The sequence below is a fragment of the Bacillus sp. MUM 13 genome, assembly GCF_001866725.1.
In the GTDB taxonomy this organism is placed as follows: domain Bacteria; phylum Bacillota; class Bacilli; order Bacillales; family DSM-1321; genus Peribacillus.
In genome coordinates, this window is sequence record NZ_MLYQ01000025.1 from 37,057 (window position 1) to 55,521 (window position 18,465).

Sequence of the window (18,465 nt, forward strand, 5' to 3'; positions counted from 1 at the left end):
AGGGATTTTCATGAAATTTGGATGTCATTTAAGTATACGGGACGGATATCTGGCCGCTGCAAACCATGCACTTGCAATTCAGGCTTCAGCTTTTCAGTATTTCCCTAAAAACCCAAGAAGCTTATCCATTAAAAATTATGATGCTTGTGATGCTGGCCGCTGCAGAGAATATTGTTTGGAACATCACATCATCTCCGTTGCACACACACCCTATCCGGCAAATTTGACACCAACGGGAAAAAAGAAGGTAAGGCTCATTTCTTCCTTGCTCAATGATCTGGAGATAGCTGACTCTTGCGGTTCCATTGGGGCAGTAGTACACTTCGGAAACCAGACCAGCGGTACTGACCCGCTTAGCGCCTATCAGCTTATCATAGAAACGCTGAATCGTATTTTAGCTCAATGGAAGGGGAAATGTAAGCTGCTTCTTGAAAATAATGCAGGTCCCCCTGGATCATTTGGAACGACTCTTGAAGAGATGGTCCAGGTCAGGAACTTAAGCAGTTTTCCGGATAAAATCGGATTTTGCCTGGATACATGCCACGCTTTCGCAAGCGGCATATGGAACGGGGAGAATACCAGGACTTTTCTGGATAGAGGTACAGCCCTGGGATACTTTGACGGATTGGAAGTCATTCATTTGAATAATTCCCTGTATCCCGCGGGTCAGGGGAAAGATCGCCATGCCAATATTTTTTCTGGAGGTTATATTACTGAAGAGCAAATGCACTCATTGCTTTCAGCTCCTGAATTGCGTCAAATCCCCTGCATTCTAGAAACCCCGAAAAACTCAGAAAATGGGCATGAACAGGAAATTATGCAATTGAATAAAAAATGGGGGATGCTGCATTAACTTGCCAGTAAATGTTGATGTCTAGTCAGAGATACCGGATTAGAGTTACTACAGTTTGCTGTCAATCAGGGTCTGTTCCATAGCACTAAAGCTGAGTTGAGCTTGGAAAGCGAAGATTCCAATTCTTCAAGATCCTTTTTGGGCCAATTGTGGAGAATCGCGGCGTAAGCATCTGTACGTGCTTTTTTAACGGAATTAAAAACTTCCCTGCCAAGATCAGTTATCGTTATTAAACTGATTCTTCCGTTTTTTTGATCGGGTGTGCGGGAGATATACTCCTTCTCCTCCAAAGCTGCCACCTGCCTGCTTGCTGTTGAAACATTCAATTTTAGCTCTTCAGCAATTTCGTTAATTCCCGCAGGATTTCCATCGATGACTTTGCTTAGTAAGATGTAGCCGGAACGGTCCAATTTCCCCAGTTTAGGGCTGATGGCATTTGTGAGCCGGTTAAGAAGGGCAATTTCATATTCAATCATATCAAGAATTCGATCCATAAATATCCTCCCGGAAAATAATTAAGCTCTGCATAGTGAATACTATTAGCATACATTCATAAAAGGGATGGATGCAAATTTTTTTATATGGGCAGCCATACTATTAGTTTGAAACTGTCAGTATTGCCTGATGATTGGCTCGTTATTCTTCAATCCCTTTTAGGCAGATAAACTATATATGTATTTTACGAATGAACCATTTTATTTATATTTTTATCATTATATTGTATAATACAAGTTGCTATTTGAAATATACATAAAGGCAATATCATTTATCAGGCATGCCTAGTGCCGGTCAATGATAAAAAGCAAGGAGGCAGCAGGAATGGAAGATACACATTTTTCATACAAAACACTATCAAGGGAATTATACTTTCCTAAATTTTTAGTCATTGCCATTTTGACGATTTTTTCAATTGGTCCGCAATACTTCTTGAATCTTTCATTTACCATCAATCAGATAATCATTCAAAATGGTTTTATGGCAAGTTCGGATGATATGCTTTATCCCTCTATTTTATCAAATTTGGCGTTTGCGATTGGCGTGCCGCTTGGCCCGGCATTCAGCAGGAAATTCGGGCTCAAACAATCCTATTTAACGTTGATCATTGTTTTTTTATTCGGTTCGGTCATAAACCTTTTTTCGATTGGACTCGATCTTTTTGATTTAGGGAGGATCATTCAGGGATTTAGTGCAGGTTTGTTATTTTTGACCATACTGCCCGTCAGTCTCCGTTCCTTCCCCAATAAGATCAGAAACACATTTCTTTTTATGGCAATAGCAGGACTATTCGGTTCTTCTGCAGTCGGAGCTTATTTCGGATCCATATCACTTAGATTAGACGCATGGAGATGGCTTTTTGTGCTTAATGTCATTAGCGCTCTTCTATGCCTGATTGTCGGCATGCTTCTCTTGCCGCGTGATAAAAAGGAAAGTCTTGATAAAAGGGCTTTTGATAAAAGAGGAGCGGTGCTATTGATTGCTACCGCTGCATGTTTATCTGTTCCGATGATTAATCTCCAAAAACTCGGATTTAAATCTGGGCTTGTTTGGCCGTTTCTTGCAGCTGCTGCGGTTTTCCTGATACTATTCATCTGGCTGGATACAACACTGGAAAATCCGTTAGTTCCGTTTCGAACCTTATTTGCAGCAAAACCATTTTTCGGTTTTATGATGGCTATAGTTTCTCATATTGCTTTCATTGTTAGCTTGGCAGGAGTAAATGGCTTTCTGCGCAACATTTTAGATACTGCCTTTATTTCACTATCTCACGTTTATCTCTCCCTATTTTTGGGTGTTGTGGTATCCGCACTAATATGCACCTTTTTCTATGACAAGCTGGGAGCTGGCATATTGGGGATAATAGGTTCGCTCGCAATTATATATGTCAGTTTCGAGTGGCTTACTGTAAATGAAGATGCCTCACTTACAACCTTATGTCTTCAATTTGGGACGCTTGGCGCGGGAATATCAATGGCTTTGGTTTCCGGTGCACTGGGAACAGCTCTTGCCGGGGATATACATAAGGCCTCTATGAGATCTGTTTCATTGCATTTTACAAGAAACATGCTAGGTGCCATAGCTGCACCTATACTAGGCTGGTTTTTAGCCATGAGAAATACTTTTCATTATGAGCAATTAAGAAATCAGCTGAGCTTTGCAAGCCAGGATTTTCCGATTCAAATGAATGACCTGATCCGCAAATTTACGGGCACAGGCATGTCTGCAGCCGATGCCAAAAGCAAGGTAACTGCAATCATTGCCGGTAATGCACAAAAAAGTGCCCTTATGGATACTTATCATGATTCTTTTATGATTTTATTAGTACTGGGCATCATTATTTTAGCTGCTTCTATAGGCAAGGTTGCTACAGGAAAAGGACGTTCACTTGTACAAAAAGCTGCCCCTGTCACTGCAGATGAAAAACCGCCTGTTACACTTTTGCTTAATACACCTGATAAACATAAATAATGTAAACATGCCGCCCTTGCTAATGGCAGCATTGCTTTGTATAATAGAAAGAACTAAAAATGACTATGTTTTCTAGGGTTCCGCAGTATCTTGCTGGCCTGGACCGAGAGAAAACACGCAGCCGAGCTGTGCCACGGAGGGATAAAAGCCCGGGAGATTCTGTTCATTCAGAAGGCTCCCGGGCTTTTTGCGTTTTTAGGAATTTCTTAAGTTAAAGAGGTGCAAAATGAATGCTAGCTGGATAAAAATAATGATAGCTGCCTTTTTTGAAGTCATTTGGGTGATTGGCTTAAAACATGCAGACAGCTTTTTGGACTGGGCTTTAACTGGATTTGCCATACTAGTAAGCTTTTACGGAATGATATCAGCCGGAAAAACCCTTCCTGCAGGAACTGTGTATGCTGTCTTTACTGGTCTCGGGACTGCTGGAACTGTCACGTCTGATATTATCTTTTTTCACGAACCTTTTCATTTATCGAAAGTGCTGTTAATTTTACTTCTATTAGCAGGAATCATTGGCTTAAAAACGGTAACAGCGGAAAAGATTGAAGAAAGGAGGAAGAACTGATGGCATGGATTGCATTAATTCTCGCTGGTATATGCGAAATGGCAGGAGTATTGATGATAAATCAATTTCACAGAAAAACAAGCTTCCTTTGGCTGGTATATTTGATTATTGGGTTTGGAGCAAGCTTCCTTTTTTTATCATACAGCATGAAGTCACTTCCGATGGGGACTGCATACGCCATTTGGACAGGAATAGGAGCATCAGGCGGAGCGGTTTTAGGGATGGTCTTTTATGGAGAATCAAAGGATTGGAAACGTCTATTATTCATTGCTATGATTCTTTGTGCAGCAATTGGATTAAAGGTGACCGAATAAGAAAATAGAAAGGGAACCATGAAGCAAGGCTCCCTTTCATAATTAACATCATTCAAAGAAATCTGGATTTCTCGCCAAGTATCCTTCCCATGCCTGGAGCGTGCCCTGATCAAGTTCATCCCTTGATGCACGCAAACGGTCTTTTGCCCCCCCATAACCAATTTCCCGGATGCCATTTTCAAGATCTGAAAATATGCTGTCAGCAAAATCATCAAGCGGGGCACCAAAAGTATGCAATCCTGCACCGCCAAGATCTGTATTGACTGCAGGAGGGAATATTTCAATCACTTCTATATTGGTCTTCTCCAGCTGCAGCCTTAAGGAGATTGTAAAAGAGTGGATGGCGGCTTTTGTTGCACTGTATACAGGCACCCAGACACCTGGTGTCATGGAAAGTCCTGAAGAAACATTGATAATTGCTGCATGATCGAGTTTGGCAAAGTGAGAGGTGAACAGCATGCTAAGATGGATTGGAGCATCTGCATTAATCGAAATTTCATTGCGGTAGTAATTCCAGTCTTCCTGCACATTCAATAAGTTTACCCTTTGCTGAATGCCTGCATTATTAACAAGAACGTTAAGACCAGGAAACTCGCTTACTGCCCAGTTGAAAAGCTCAATTCTTTGTTTTTCTTCAGAAACATCGCAAACCCTTGTATGAAGTGCTGGAAATTTCTCTTTTGCCTCTTTTAATTTTGCTTCCCGTCTGCCAGCAATAATAACCGTACTGCCTGCTTTTAAGAAACGTTCAGCAAATGCCAGTCCAATACCAGATGCTCCCCCAGTTATAAGTACCGTATGTCCGGATAGTTTCAATGTATTTTCCTCCTCATAAAACCAAATTATTCTAAGAATATTACTCGTTTATGCCAGCAGATTCCATTAATTAGACTCAGGCAAACAGGGAGAAATTATTCTATGCAATTTTCTTGCATAAACAAAATAGTGTTATAGATTGTAATAGTTCTTTAAAAATTCCGAATAAGATAAAAACCATTGTAGTTTCCCACAGTGTGTAATAATATATAATCATTCCAAAAATTATCCTTGTATAATATCAGTTGTAATGGTCTGATAGTTTCTACCTGGCAGCCGTAAAATGCCGGACTACAAGGAAGTATGCAAAATAAAGCATCTCCTCTTTTTTTCTGTTATTTTCTAACACTAACAGGAAGAATTAAGCTGGACGGAGCTCTTATTTTTTCATGCTTTCTGTCAGATTTTACGGCAAAAAGGTGAAAAAATAAGGGCTTTTTCTATGGAAATCTTACTTCAGGAGTGTGCTGACATGCTTTTTTTCTTAAATTTGGCAGGAATTTTCATTGTAATCGGCATCGTTTTTCTGCTTTCGCCCAATAAAAAAAATGTTAAGTGGAAATCAATTGGGATACTATTGGCTGCAGAACTTGTCATAACATGGTTTATGCTGGACACCAAACTAGGGACAAATATCATAAATTATATTGCTTCATTCTTTACATGGCTTATTTCTTGTGCCAATGACGGTATCTCTTTCGCCTTTCCATCAATTATGGCAAATGATACCGTAGATTTCTTTTTCAGCGCTTTGATGCCGATTATTTTTATTATCACTTTTTTTGATATTTTATCCTACTTCGGAATTATGGGCTGGATTATTAATAAAGTGGGCTGGGTTATTTCAAAAATATCAGGGCTTCCTAAACTTGAAAGTTTTTTTTCCATTCAAATGATGTTTCTTGGAAACACGGAAGCATTGGCTGTAATACGCCAGCAGCTCGTAGTATTAAAAGAGAACCGGATGCTTACCTTTGGCATTATGAGCATGAGCAGCATTTCCGGGTCCATCATTGGAGCTTATTTAACCATGGTGCCGCCTCAGTATGTTTTTGCTGCCATTCCATTAAATTGTTTTAATGCATTATTGCTTGCAAGCATGCTGAATCCGCAGGAAGTGAGCAGGGAAGACGATATCGTGTACCTTCCTCCTAAATCGGAAAGGAAAGATTTCTTTTCCACTATTTCTAACAGCATGCTTGTAGGAATGAAAATGGTTATCGTCATTTTGGCCATGGTGATTGGATATGTAGCCCTTACATCCTGTCTAAACGGCATATTAGGATTTTTTGTAGATGGTTTAACGATACAGAAAATTTTCTCTATAATTTTCAGTCCGTTTGCTTTCCTGCTGGGACTTAATAAAGATGATGCCATGTATGTTGCACAGCTTATGGGCATTAAGATCTCTACCAACGAATTTGTGGCGATGATGGACTTGAAAAAGCATATTAAGGATTTGCCGCCACATACCATCGCAGCCGCTACAACTTTTCTGACGTCTTTTGCCAATTTCAGTACAGTCGGAATGATTTATGGCACTTTTAATTCAATTCTTGGTGAAGATAAATCCTCGATTATCGGCAAGAATGTCTGGAAGCTGCTTGTCAGCGGCATGGCAGTGTCATTATTAAGTGCTATGCTTGTCGGTCTTTTCATTTGGTAATAAACAATAGGCCTTCCTTCTTTATAGAGGGAGGGTTTTTGCTGTGCATTTTTTGCTTTCTTCAGCTGAATATCAGCAACTAAGATTTCCGGATTAAAGCTTTCAAAAATACGTTTTATCTGTTTATATGATTACATCTCACGAGACCGGGAATAATTCCTGTAGAACTCTATAGGGGCTGATGGAATGATTGATCTGGGTAAGAATCATGATTCAAGAAAAAATCGTGAATTACTATCAGAATTATTTGGCACTCAATTGAACGCCGAAAAGGCAGTCCAAGAAACAAATAAGCTTTTTCAAAAACACAAAAACATGGAAACCAGGATTTCTAAGCTCTCCTTTATGGATAAAGCGAAGGGCCTGCTCGCTAAACTCACCGGTTTTAGCCACAGGGGAAATGATACTGAAATGAACGAAGGCTTATTTCCTGAATGGAAAAATAAATTGGATAAGGAATATAATGCATTGATTATTTCCATAAAAAAGGAAGTCAATGTGCTTGATTATGGTGCAGTCGGTGATGGAGTGACAGATTGCACACAGGCTTTTAAGAAGGCACTTGGTTCAGGAAAAGTGAAGGTGGTCATTCCAAAAGGAACTTATATAACAAAAGGAATCAAATTGCCTTCCTGGACCATTCTCACAGGGCAGGGTGAAGGAGAAACAATCGTTAAGCTTCATGACCGGTCACCAAGGGGCAATAGGCTAATCACGAACAAAAATCACACTAAAGGAAATCGCAATATACTTGTGGAAAATATGACATTGAACTGGAATGCAGAGAGGCTTCCTGCCGATAAAAAGACAAGTTCAGGAAACAACCGGTCAAGCTGTCTTACATTTGCCAATGTTACATACGGATGGACAAGAAATATCGTGGCAATCAATCCTGGCCTTCATTGCTTCGATGTTTCCTCCACTAAATATACTTATTTAGGGGACGGAACCAAAAGCCCCGGAAGAAGCCGGTATATTTGGATTGATCATGTTCATGGCTATGGTTTCGGTGATGATGGAATTACAACCCATCATAGCGATAACATTTTGATAACGAATTCACATCTGTGCGACCCCAGCGGAAGAGCACATCAAAAGGGATTTTCCAATTCGAACGGAATTGAAGTGGATGATGGTTCAACAAATGTGTGGCTTATGAATAATTCGACAGCACGGTGCTTTGGTGGTGTAGAAGTAAAAGCGCATCATAATGCTTCTGCTGCTGCCAATGTAACCATTATTGGCCATCTTTCTGTAAACGATAATAGATCCTACAATTTCCGTCATATTGGGCACCACAAGGAAAAGGATCCAGAGTCCAAAACTGCCTATAATATTAGAGCAACCCTAATCGTGTCGCTCGCACCGGTCTTCACTGACTTATATAAAGATTCAAATCCAAGGGGCATGGTTATTTCCGCCTATAAAAATGTAGCCATTAATCATTTTTTATTAATCGGAAATTCTGAATATGATTATAAACAGCAGCCAGTGATTGCTATCCAATACAGGGCACGCAATGTAGTGCTCAGCAATATTACAATCAATGGCTTTAATAAGGCCTCAAGTGCCATCAAGATTTTTGGCGGTGAGCAGAAAGCCGACCATATTACCATTGGGGGAGTGTACTATGACCGGCAAGGCACTAAACCCGTTGTCTTTGGAAAGGATATTGAAAATATAAGTATTAATGATATAAAACCTAAGGACAAAAAAGAATTGGTCTATATATGAAGTCACGATATTTTTCTGTCTTTACTCTTTAATTTTCAGGTATCACTTCCCTTGAAAAAACGGCATTTTTCCATTTATTGCAGAGTATTTCCCATTACAGCAAAGCAAATCATAAAAGTAATAGGAGGTGAATATTATGGCAAACCGAAACCGCAATCAGCTTTTAGTTTCAGGTGCAGAACAAGCACTAGAGCAAATGAAATACGAAATCGCTTCTGAGTTTGGAGTACAGCTTGGAGCAGATCAAACAGCAAGAGCTAACGGATCAGTTGGAGGCGAGATTACAAAACGTCTTGTAATGACTGCTCAGCAGCAGCTTTCTGGATATACTTCCCGCTAATCTAAATAAATAATAATGGAATTGACTGCCTGCATCAGCAGGCAGTCTTCATTATGCTTCCTCATCTAAACCATCTTCTGAATATTCTTCAAAAGCAGTTCAATAACCCCAATAACAAAGCAAGCGTGAAACCGCATTTAAAAAGGAATTTGGAGCAAACATGGCGAATAGATAACCATTCCTTTATAAAAGTCTTGGTTAAAGTTCATTATTCAATACCTTGCTGATTGTGCAAAGCATTTGGGGGCAATTCAATGATGATCAATCCCTATGTGGCTTTGCGTGCGGGGCTTATCCAAAACAGGGCGTATGTTACATCTACACCGCTTTTATTTGACTATTTGCTTGAAGGTAAATAAACGGAAAAGAGGATCATTCATGATTTTTCAAATCAAAAATAAAAGTGACTATAAATCCATTGAACACTTGTTAAAGTTCACTGGAACGAATCCTGTAATACAAGGTGTTATGGAAGGCAGAAATCCTGGCAGAATTTATGTTGACAATCTGAGAAAACCACAAGTTGCTCTGGTATGGGCAATAAACGAAATGTTTTTCCTGATAGGAGAAGCAAACATTCCTCAGTTTAATGTTTATTTAAAACAGCTTTTCATAAGTGAAATCAAACCTGAGGCCATGGAAATAAACGAAGAGATGATTAATCTTGAAACCTATCCTTATGAACAGTGGCAAAATACTGTAAAGGAGATTTTCAGCGATAGAATGGGAATCGGTCAAAGAGTTCCTTTCATATTTGATGAAACCATTTTTAGTGAGCAGCCTCCCATTGAAATACCTGATGGATATAAAATTAAAATAATAAACAGAGATACGCTTTTGGAAGATATGGAACATGTTATTCTTAAGGAAATCTTAAAATTTTGGCCTTCAGCAGCGGACTTCTTTGCTCAAGGTATTGGTGTTTGTTCTATGAAGGATCAAACTGTAGTGGGCACATGCATTTCTGCGTTTGCAGGCCGGCATGATCATGAAATTGGCATCAATACTTATTCAGCTGCACACCGCGGCAAAGGGCTGGGAAAGGCGATGGCGAGGGAATATATCAGTATCTGTATAAAAAGAGGTATCATTCCACATTGGACAACTGAGGATTTCCGGAAGGATTCCATAGCCATAGCAAAGAATGCAGGATTCATTCAGCTGCCAAAATATCCTGTATACTTTCTTCCCTTTAGGGAATTAGTTTAGCTTCATAATAATTTTTCACCTTAAATGATGTATGAAAAGAGGTCATGAGCTGTGCCAGCAAAATTGATATTGACAGAAGGACTTCCCGGATCTGGAAAAACAACAACAGCAGAAGCGATATTCGGGCTCTTGAAGAAAGACAGTATAGCAGCGGAATTATATTTGGAGGGAGATCTTAATCATCCTGCCGACTATGAAAGCACCGCATTTCTCTCCTTTGATGAATACACCGCTTTCATATCCGCCCATAAGCCTTATCATGATATGATCGCCAGATTTTCAGCAAAACTATTAAATGGGTACTTGGTTTTTTATGCAAAGCTAAAAAAAGAATATGCCACTCACATTCCCGATGAACTTATTTCAGATCTTTATCAGTATGATATTTATGAACTGCCGCTAGATTTACATATAGAATTAATGAAGGACAACTGGAAGAGATTCACGGAATACGCTCTTAAAGAAAATAGGGTGTATGTTTTTGAATGCTGTTTCATTCAAAACCCGTTAACTATCTGCATGGTTAAACACCATGCACCAAAAGAAACAATATTTCGATATATTCAGGAATTGGGTGAAATTATTGAACCGCTGCAGCCGGCTTTAATTTATGTGGATCAGCCTGATATTTCCCTTGCTTTCGGAAAAGCAATAAAAGAGCGACCAATATCCTGGAGTGAGAATTTCATTGATTATTATACTAAACAAGGCTATGGAAAAGCTTTTGGTTTATCAGGGGTCACAGGTACTATACAGGTTCTTCAGGAAAGAAAGAAACTCGAAGAACATCTCCTGCAGCGGCTGAAAATAAAAAGCCTGACCATTAACAATTCCGCTTTTGATTTGTCTTCACATACTGCGGCCCTTCATGATGCCATTCAACTGCTTATCGGCTAATTTCCAGAAAGAAGAAGAGCCCAAATTTATATACAGATATCACTCTGTAGTGATGTTTACATTCCAGTAGGGCGCCTTTATTCTAAGGTGCTTTCTTTTTTGTTTTTGGCTTTTTCTTAAAACTTTTGGCTCTTCTCTTAAAGATTGTTGTTTTTTAATTGTTCTGTGAAGCGAACCTGTTGTTAAACCAGGTTGATTGGAGCGTAAGGTGCGAGACTCCTGTAGGATTAGCGGGAAGCGAGTAACCTGGAGCGGAAATCAACCCCTTGTCCAGGTAGCAACAAAGTTTACGAAAACAGCCAAATTTTTTAAATGAGTTCTGTGAGGCCATTCCTCTGTTACATAGATTGGAGAGCAAGCCGTCTGCCATATTTCATAACAGCAAGGTTTACGAAGACCGCTTGTTTTTAAGGGGAAATGACCATTCTTCCAAGGACAATGTAAAAACACAAAGGCAAATGATGTATTTTTATATATTATTCAATGCAAAAAAGTATTGAGCACATTCAAAAGTTTACTGAAAGTTAAAGCAGGCTAATTAATACCTATAAACAAAAAAGGAGGTAGCTTTGGAAAGCTGGAGACAAAGACAAAAAGCATAAACTTGCACATTTGCTTGTCCATTTATTTTGTTAATAAATAACAACCAAAGTTAAAAAGAACGATATCAGACAACTCGAAAAGGAGGATTCATTTAATGAAAACTTTAGATGTCATTGCACTAATATTATTAATTGTCGGGGGACTTAACTGGCTTTTGGTCGGCTTATTCCAATTTGACCTTGTAGCTTCCATCTTTGGAGGACAGGATGCGGCCTTATCCAGGGTTGTTTATATAATTGTTGGATTATGCGCAATCTATTCACTAAAGTTCATTCCATTATTAAACAACCGCTACAGCAATAGGGATATTTAATAAAAGGTGAAAAGAAACAATAAGACGGCAATCCCAGCAGCTTTTAAAAAGCTGCTGGGATTTTCATTGTTAGCCTTCCAGGAGGTCAGCACTTGTAAGTTATCGTAATATCATGTATGATTTTTATAGAAACTATATTGCAGCAAGACAGGAATATAGTATATTTAACATTTTTCTTCTTAAATTAAATAAGTATGCATGTTTTGGGGGAGTCTGTCACTGCAGGCTCCTTTTTGCTGTTTTTTCATACTTGTTATAATTTTGGAAGCATGATTTGAAAGGGTGAAACTTTTGTCTCAACAAGCAATTTTAGCAATCGGAATCTTCTTAGTTACTTATGGATTCATCATTAGTGAAAAAATTCATCGCACGATTATCAGCATGCTAGGCGGGGCAGCCATCATATTATTCGGGGTAGTAAATCAGGAAACAGCACTGCACCATATTGATTTTAATACACTTGGCTTACTGATTGGCATGATGGTTCTCGTTTCCATTACAGCAGAAACAGGTGTATTTAAATTCATTGCTATCTTCTCAGCAAAGAAAGTGAAAGGCAAGCCATTGTCCATTTTGGTATCATTATCTTTGCTGACTGCAATCGGTTCAGCATTCCTTGATAATGTGACTACTGTTCTGCTTATGGTTCCAGTCACTTTAAGCATTACAAAACAGCTCAAAATAAATCCAATGCCATATCTGTTATCTGAAATACTGATGTCCAATATCGGCGGAACGGCAACCATGATAGGGGACCCTCCGAATATTATGATAGGCAGTGCAGTTCAATCACTTTCATTCATGGATTTTATCTATAATCTGGCACCTGTCATTTTAATTATTACTATCATCACCCTTCTTATACTTATCATGATTTACCGAAAAGACTTGAAAGTATCAGATGAGATTCGGAGCCGTATTATGGATCTGGACGAAAAAGAAGAAATTACTGATAAAGTCTTAATGATCAAGTCACTAACAGTTGTCGGGTTAACCATTCTTGGATTCTTCCTTCACCAGCTTCTTACAGTCGAATCTGCCACGATAGCTTTGGCTGGTGCATTTATACTTCTGCTTATTGCCGGGGAAAAGCATCTGGAACAATCTCTATCAAAAGTTGAGTGGCCAACCATTTTCTTTTTCATTGGACTTTTTGTTTTAATATCCGGACTTATTGAAACAGGTGTAATAGAAAAGCTTTCTAGCTATGCCATCAGCTTAACCGGCGGCAATGTTACATCAAGTTCCATTCTAATACTGTGGCTGAGCGCGATTGCATCTGCTTTTGTTGATAATATTCCTTTTGTAGCAACAATGATTCCCCTAATTGAGTCCATGGGAAAGATGGGTATTCATAATTTAGAGCCGCTATGGTGGAGCTTATCCTTAGGTGCATGCCTGGGAGGTAACGGGACACTGATTGGGGCTAGTGCCAATTTAATTGTAGCAGGGCTTGCAGAAAAGGAAGGCTATAAAATTTCATTTGTGAAATTTATGCTCTTAGGTCTGCCGATCATGCTCATTACAATTACAGTAAGCATGGTATATATATATGTGCGATATCTGATCTGAGGGGTGTATGTGATGTTGAATTATAGTGTGAATGAAAATCTGATTTCGTTGGAAGAAAGAAGGGGTGAAGAGGATTATGAATTCTTGATCAGCACAATTAATGAAAATGCACATGATACCTTAATGGAACTCCGCTCTTTTTTTGAAGGAGATGATGTTTACAGCGACGTGCTTTTTTATTCTCTTAAGAATAAGAAAATACAAGTCATCGTCCGCAGGGATCTTTATGTATCTTTCATCCTCGGTTTGTTTAAATGGAAACTTTTAAAAAGTGTAAGTTGGCCGAAGTAAAACTTAAAAAAAAACCTTCAAATTCTTATTTGAAGGTTTTTCCATGCTGCATTCAAAGTCTTTTGGTGAGAAAATACAGGAACCAGACAGCATGGTTCTGCTCATCTCTTGCTGCTCTTAAAAATTGCTCTCTTATATACGGAGTTTGGGCTTTGTCAGCTATCTCATTATAAAAATCCACTGTATTTTGTTCATCCTCTATTGCAAATTCCAATCCTTTTTTATAACTGACAGGGCATGCTTCAAGTATTTTGGGTTCAGGCCTTTTCCCTGTCAGCTGTGTATAGATGGAGGAAAAGATATTCAGGTGCCTTTTTTCGTCTTTGCGGATTTCCAGAATACGATTTCTTTGTTTTTCAGAAGGTGCATTTTTGGCAATCTGCCTATAGCAAGCAATGGCAGAGTATTCTCCATTTATCGCTTGCATAAGGTCATTGATCAGCTGGGCATCCTGTGTGGCCCTTTCAAACATATTCGACTCGTAATACACGGCGCAATCACCTGCTTTTTTGTTTTCCATGCATGATATGAAAAAAGGGCTATTATTGTGATAAACATCCAAAAATATAATGAGGCACACTTAGGACATAGAAATGCATACAGCCATTTTTCACGCTGAAGAAAATTTATTGATATAATTAGTGTGAATAGACAATCAGGGCTGTTCATTGAATGGCTAATTTGCAGCTATTACATAGAGGAGGAAATTTTTATGCTAAATAAACAAATGATTAAATTCCTGGAAAATGTTCAGAGTTCTTCCCAGGGACAGGTACAGTTATTCGAACAAGAAAGAGAATACATACTTAAGCATAATTTGGCGGAGGCCAGTGTGCTCGCCGAAGAGAAAGAAAAAAGATTTAAAGACGCTTATATCGAGCGCTGCAATAAAGAAAGTGAAGAAATGATTGCTGAAGAATCCCCCGCCTTTTTCGAACACCCAATTGCATACTTTAAAGAACATGCTGGTGAATTTATTTATGTCGAATCAAAATGGTTTGAGCTGATTGGAGCTGATGCCGTATCTTTTGAATTAGATGATGTGTTTCGAACATACTCTGTTTTATTAGGTTTAAAATTGCAAAAAAAGTTTGATGCATCCATAAGAGAGTTTTTGCATGCTGAATTAGCAAAAAAACAGGATTCCTTTGAATTAATGTTCAGTAGTCAGGACGGCTTATGGGATCTCAACTTTGCTTTAAATGATGTAACCGGCTTTTCTGAAAACATGATTCTTGAAGATGCCTTTAATCTAATTTACAGCTTCTTATTCCGGCTTGCTGAATTCACAGAGAAAACAGCCTAAAACATAAACAGCCAGGCAGGGGTGAGGAGATAATAATGGCAAGAAAGACAATTGGGATATTGGCACATGTTGATGCAGGCAAAACCACTTTTGCCGAACAGCTTTTATATCATACAAAAGTTATCAAACATAGAGGACGGGTCGATCATAAAGATGCTTTTCTTGATCACCATGATATAGAAAAGGAACGGGGAATCACTGTTTTCTCCAATCAGGCTGAAATGCGCTATAAAGATTCCCTGATCCAATTAATTGATACTCCAGGCCATGTGGACTTTTCTCCAGAAATGGAGCGGTCTATTATGGCCATGGACTTCGCTGTGATCATACTCAGCGCAGTTGAAGGGGTTGAAAGCCACACAGAAACCGTTTGGAATCTATTGAGGAAGCACGATATTCCTTCTTTCTTCTTCATTAACAAAACTGACCGGAACGGTTCCGATGAAGGAAAAGTGCGAGAAGAAATTTCACTGGCGATTACCCGGGATGCAGTAAATATCAGGGATTTATGCCATACTGGAGAGATGAATGAGGAATTAATTGAATTTCTAGCTGAAAGAGACGAAAATCTGCTGGAGACATATCTCACAGGGGGCTATGATAGCGTAAAGTGGATTAGTTCCATGAAGGAAATGATAAGAAAGAACCGCATTTTCCCATGTTCATCAGGCTCCGCACTGCAGGATGAGGGGATCCTTCCATTCCTGGATACCCTGGATTTATTAACGGAAACTAATTACAGCAATGGAGGTTTATTCTCTGGCAGAGCCTATAAGGTGCAATACGATAAAAACGGGACTAAAATTGCCTATATAAAAGCTCTGACCGGAACATTATCTGTAAGAGATGAAATTTGCTATGGCCAAGGGGAAAAACGCACCTGTGAAAAGATAACACAAATCAGAAAATATCAGGGCAATACTTATGTGGCAGCTGACAAAGCAGAATCAGGGGAGCTATTTGCCGTTTCGGGGCTCACAAAAATTTCTCCGGGCGATGGACTCGGCATCCTAAGTGAATCTAAAAATCTTAGTTTGGATTCTCCTCTGAAATCCAAGGCAGCCTTCGACCCAGCCATCCCTGTAAGGGATGTTTTAGCATGCTTTAACATTCTTAATGAGGAAGATCCTTCCTTGAATGTAGCCTGGGAAGAAACAAATCAGGAGATTTCGGTCCGGGTAATGGGCAAAATTCAGCTTGAAGTGCTTGAAGAGGTGGTAAGAGAAAGGTTTAATATAGAAGTTTCTTTTAAAGAACCTGAAATCATTTATAAAGAGACTATTGGAACGGCGGTAAATGGTTTCGGGCATTTTGAACCGCTAAAGCATTATGCCGAGGTGCATATAAAGCTTGAACCCGCGCAAAACGGAAGCGGCATTACATATAGGAATGTCTGCTCTAATGATGATTTGCCTCCAGGATATCAAAATCTGATAAAGCAGCATCTGCTTGAAAGAAAGCACCATGGAATTTTAACGGGATCTGAATTAACTGATATCAAACTCACGCTGCTTACTGGCAGAGCACATATTAAACACACAAGCGGAGGGGACTTCAGGCAAGCGGCTTACAGGGCGTTAAGACAAGGCCTTGAAAAAGCTGAAAATATTTTGCTTGAACCATACTATCATTTCAAAATCACTGTGGATATTAATCATATGGGCAGGGTACTCTCTGATATCCAGGCTGCTTTTGGTTCTTTTAACACGCCGGAACTCATTCACAGTAAAGCCGTGATTACAGGGAAAGCTCCTGTGGCAACATTCATGGAATATAGTACATCCCTTTCCTCTTTCACCAAAGGGAAGGGGACAATCGGCTTGGTCTTTGGAGGGTACCAGCCTTGTCACAATGAAGAGGAAGCTGTGAAAAAAAGCGGCTATAAGAAGGATAGGGACCCCGAGTATACGTCTTCTTCCATTTTTTGCGCAAGAGGGCAGGGGTATTCTGTAACTTGGCAAGAAGCCGAACATTTGATGCATATATCAATTTAGCACTGGGAATGGCATTAATAGGCCATTCCCAGTTTTTTTATTATGCTTATCAATACCAATTGTATTTGAAATTAGAGCCGATGCTGATTGCAGGCTTTTTGCACAGGCCCTGGACACTCTCGAAACGCAGATTTTGCTGCTGAAATCCGAAGGCGCGAATAAATGAGCAAAAATGTTAAAGAAATTTATCATAAATTTTGGAAATATAAAGGTTAATGTTGGCTAATGTCGAATATTTTTAAAAAGGAATTATATTACATTTTTGAAAAAATGAGGGATGCCATTTGAAAAGAGTTGTAATTACCGGAATAGGGGCCGTTACGCCTTTGGGAAATTCTATTGAAGCAACGTGGCGCTCTGCCCTTGAAGGAAAAACAGGAATCGGGCCTTTACTTAAATTTGACAGCAGCAATTTCACAGCAAAGACAGCTGCAGAAGTGAAGGATTTTCGTATGGAAGATTACATGCTTGTTAATAAAAGGCATAGAATGGACCGTTTTGCACAATATGCGGTGGCTGCCTCCATCATGGCTGTCAGGGATTCAGGGGTTATTGCAGGGAAACATGCAGAACCAGAAAGGATAGGTGTATATTTCGGTACAGCTGCAGGAGGACTGGAAAGCTTTGAAGAAACTTATAAATGCATGAATCAAAATGGGATACAGGGGGTATATCCTTTTGCCGCTACAATGGTTATTTCCAATATGGCAGCTAGCCAGGTATCCATCGCAATTGGTGCAAGAGGCTATAATAATACCTCTGTGCTATCCTGTGCTTCCAGTTCAAATGCGATAGGAGAAGCTTTTAGGGTCATACAAAGAGGCGAGGCGGATATCATGATATCAGGGGGATCAGAAGCATCCATCACACCAATGGGAATTGGAGCATTTTGTGCCATGGGGGCCATTTCATCAAATCCGGATCCAGCCACATCATGCCGTCCTTTTGATAAAGACCGCGATGGACTTGTCATGGGTGAGGGATCAGGAGTTTTAGTTCTTGAAACTTTGGAGTCTGCTTTAAAAAGAGAAGCAAAAATTTATGGGGAAATAGCAGGATACAGTACCGTTTCGGATGCCTATCATATCACGAGCCCCTCACCTGGCGGAGAAGGATGTGTCCGTGCAATGGAACTCGCTCTTGCAGGGTCAGGACTTCACAAAAAGGATATAGACTACATCAATGCCCACGGAACAAGCACCCATTACAATGACATTACAGAAACCCAGGCAATAAAAACCTTCTTCCAGGAATTCGCACCTAAAATACCTATCAGCTCTACAAAGTCAATGACAGGCCATATGATGGGTGCTGCAGGAGCTATCGAAGCTATTTTTACTCTTTTGACAATAGAAAATAGCATTATACTTCCGACCATACATTTAGTCACCCCTGACCCGGAATGTGATCTTGATTATGTGCCTGTTGCAGCCAGAAAAGCCCCGGTAAAGGCTGCTTTAAGCAATGCACTTGGTTTCGGAGGGCATAATACCGCTTTGATTTTTAAGGCTTATTAACTAAAA

Annotated in this window: 18 protein-coding genes and 2 riboswitches; of the genes, 15 read left to right on the forward strand and 3 right to left on the reverse strand. The window is 39.5% G+C overall.

Annotated features, from left to right (window positions below):
* Positions 1–10 precede the first annotated feature (10 nt).
* Positions 11–853, forward strand: a complete 843-nt coding sequence (locus BIV59_RS07690; protein ID WP_071350885.1) for a deoxyribonuclease IV — start codon at positions 11–13, stop codon at positions 851–853.
* A gap of 65 nt (positions 854–918) precedes the next feature.
* Here the strand turns inward: BIV59_RS07690 and BIV59_RS07695 are convergent, their stop codons facing one another.
* Positions 919–1,347, reverse strand: a complete 429-nt coding sequence (locus BIV59_RS07695; protein ID WP_071350886.1) for a MarR family winged helix-turn-helix transcriptional regulator — start codon at positions 1,345–1,347, stop codon at positions 919–921.
* A 325-nt stretch (positions 1,348–1,672) separates the two neighbouring features.
* On the opposite strand from BIV59_RS07695, the gene BIV59_RS07700 reads away from it, so the two are divergent.
* The 3 genes from BIV59_RS07700 to BIV59_RS07710 all read left to right on the forward strand — a co-directional run bounded on the left by BIV59_RS07700 (position 1,673) and on the right by BIV59_RS07710 (position 4,201).
* Positions 1,673–3,319 (forward strand): MFS transporter, encoded by a 1,647-nt coding sequence (locus BIV59_RS07700; protein ID WP_071350887.1) that lies wholly within the window; start codon positions 1,673–1,675, stop codon positions 3,317–3,319.
* A gap of 61 nt (positions 3,320–3,380) precedes the next feature.
* Positions 3,381–3,477, forward strand: a riboswitch (guanidine-I (ykkC/yxkD leader).
* A 68-nt stretch (positions 3,478–3,545) separates the two neighbouring features.
* Positions 3,546–3,887 carry a DMT family transporter gene (locus BIV59_RS07705; RefSeq protein ID WP_071350888.1) on the forward strand — a complete coding sequence of 114 codons (342 nt, stop codon included), beginning with the start codon at positions 3,546–3,548 and terminating at the stop codon, positions 3,885–3,887.
* Positions 3,887–4,201 carry a DMT family transporter gene (locus BIV59_RS07710; protein WP_071350889.1) on the forward strand — a complete coding sequence of 105 codons (315 nt, stop codon included), beginning with the start codon at positions 3,887–3,889 and terminating at the stop codon, positions 4,199–4,201. Before BIV59_RS07705 ends, BIV59_RS07710 begins: the two co-directional genes overlap by 1 nt.
* A gap of 48 nt (positions 4,202–4,249) precedes the next feature.
* Here BIV59_RS07710 and BIV59_RS07715 read toward each other — a convergent pair whose 3' ends face one another.
* Positions 4,250–5,017, reverse strand: a complete 768-nt coding sequence (locus BIV59_RS07715) for an SDR family oxidoreductase (RefSeq protein WP_071350890.1) — start codon at positions 5,015–5,017, stop codon at positions 4,250–4,252.
* A 211-nt stretch (positions 5,018–5,228) separates the two neighbouring features.
* Positions 5,229–5,331: riboswitch (purine riboswitch) on the forward strand.
* A gap of 158 nt (positions 5,332–5,489) precedes the next feature.
* Between BIV59_RS07715 and BIV59_RS07720 the strand changes: the two genes are divergently transcribed.
* The 8 genes from BIV59_RS07720 (at position 5,490) to BIV59_RS07755 (ending at position 13,642) form a co-directional block, all read left to right on the forward strand.
* Positions 5,490–6,683, forward strand: a complete 1,194-nt coding sequence (locus BIV59_RS07720; RefSeq protein ID WP_071350891.1) for a NupC/NupG family nucleoside CNT transporter — start codon at positions 5,490–5,492, stop codon at positions 6,681–6,683.
* Positions 6,684–6,869: 186 nt separating this feature from the next.
* Positions 6,870–8,417 (forward strand): glycosyl hydrolase family 28-related protein, encoded by a 1,548-nt coding sequence (locus BIV59_RS07725; RefSeq protein ID WP_071350892.1) that lies wholly within the window; start codon positions 6,870–6,872, stop codon positions 8,415–8,417.
* A gap of 136 nt (positions 8,418–8,553) precedes the next feature.
* Positions 8,554–8,757: an alpha/beta-type small acid-soluble spore protein gene (locus tag BIV59_RS07730; RefSeq protein ID WP_071350893.1), complete on the forward strand. Its 204-nt coding sequence runs from the start codon at positions 8,554–8,556 to the stop codon at positions 8,755–8,757.
* Positions 8,758–9,135: 378 nt separating this feature from the next.
* Positions 9,136–9,966: a GNAT family N-acetyltransferase gene (locus BIV59_RS07735; RefSeq protein ID WP_071350894.1), complete on the forward strand. Its 831-nt coding sequence runs from the start codon at positions 9,136–9,138 to the stop codon at positions 9,964–9,966.
* Positions 9,967–10,017: 51 nt separating this feature from the next.
* Entirely contained in the window at positions 10,018–10,863 is an 846-nt protein-coding gene (locus BIV59_RS07740) for a P-loop NTPase family protein (protein WP_071350895.1), read from the forward strand.
* Between the two features lie 697 nt (positions 10,864–11,560).
* The gene (locus BIV59_RS07745; protein WP_071350896.1) at positions 11,561–11,779 is read left to right on the forward strand and encodes a DUF378 domain-containing protein; all 219 of its coding nucleotides are present in this window, start codon (positions 11,561–11,563) and stop codon (positions 11,777–11,779) included.
* A 291-nt stretch (positions 11,780–12,070) separates the two neighbouring features.
* Complete coding sequence (locus BIV59_RS07750) at positions 12,071–13,351, forward strand: ArsB/NhaD family transporter (RefSeq protein ID WP_071350897.1); 1,281 nt, start codon at positions 12,071–12,073, stop codon at positions 13,349–13,351.
* A 12-nt stretch (positions 13,352–13,363) separates the two neighbouring features.
* Positions 13,364–13,642 (forward strand): hypothetical protein, encoded by a 279-nt coding sequence (locus BIV59_RS07755; RefSeq protein WP_071350898.1) that lies wholly within the window; start codon positions 13,364–13,366, stop codon positions 13,640–13,642.
* Positions 13,643–13,694: 52 nt separating this feature from the next.
* Here the strand turns inward: BIV59_RS07755 and BIV59_RS07760 are convergent, their stop codons facing one another.
* A complete protein-coding gene (locus tag BIV59_RS07760) occupies positions 13,695–14,114 on the reverse strand; it encodes a ferritin-like domain-containing protein (protein WP_071350899.1) in 420 nt (139 codons plus the stop codon).
* Between the two features lie 240 nt (positions 14,115–14,354).
* Here BIV59_RS07760 and BIV59_RS07765 point away from each other — a divergent pair, with 240 nt between their 5' ends.
* From BIV59_RS07765 to fabF, 3 genes are all read left to right on the forward strand, one after another.
* Positions 14,355–14,948 carry a branched-chain amino acid aminotransferase gene (locus tag BIV59_RS07765; protein ID WP_083392084.1) on the forward strand — a complete coding sequence of 198 codons (594 nt, stop codon included), beginning with the start codon at positions 14,355–14,357 and terminating at the stop codon, positions 14,946–14,948.
* Between the two features lie 35 nt (positions 14,949–14,983).
* The gene (locus tag BIV59_RS07770) at positions 14,984–16,942 is read left to right on the forward strand and encodes an elongation factor G (protein ID WP_071350900.1); all 1,959 of its coding nucleotides are present in this window, start codon (positions 14,984–14,986) and stop codon (positions 16,940–16,942) included.
* 284 nt (positions 16,943–17,226) lie between these two features.
* A complete protein-coding gene (gene fabF, locus BIV59_RS07775; RefSeq protein ID WP_071350901.1) occupies positions 17,227–18,459 on the forward strand; it encodes a beta-ketoacyl-ACP synthase II in 1,233 nt (410 codons plus the stop codon).
* Positions 18,460–18,465 lie beyond the last annotated feature (6 nt).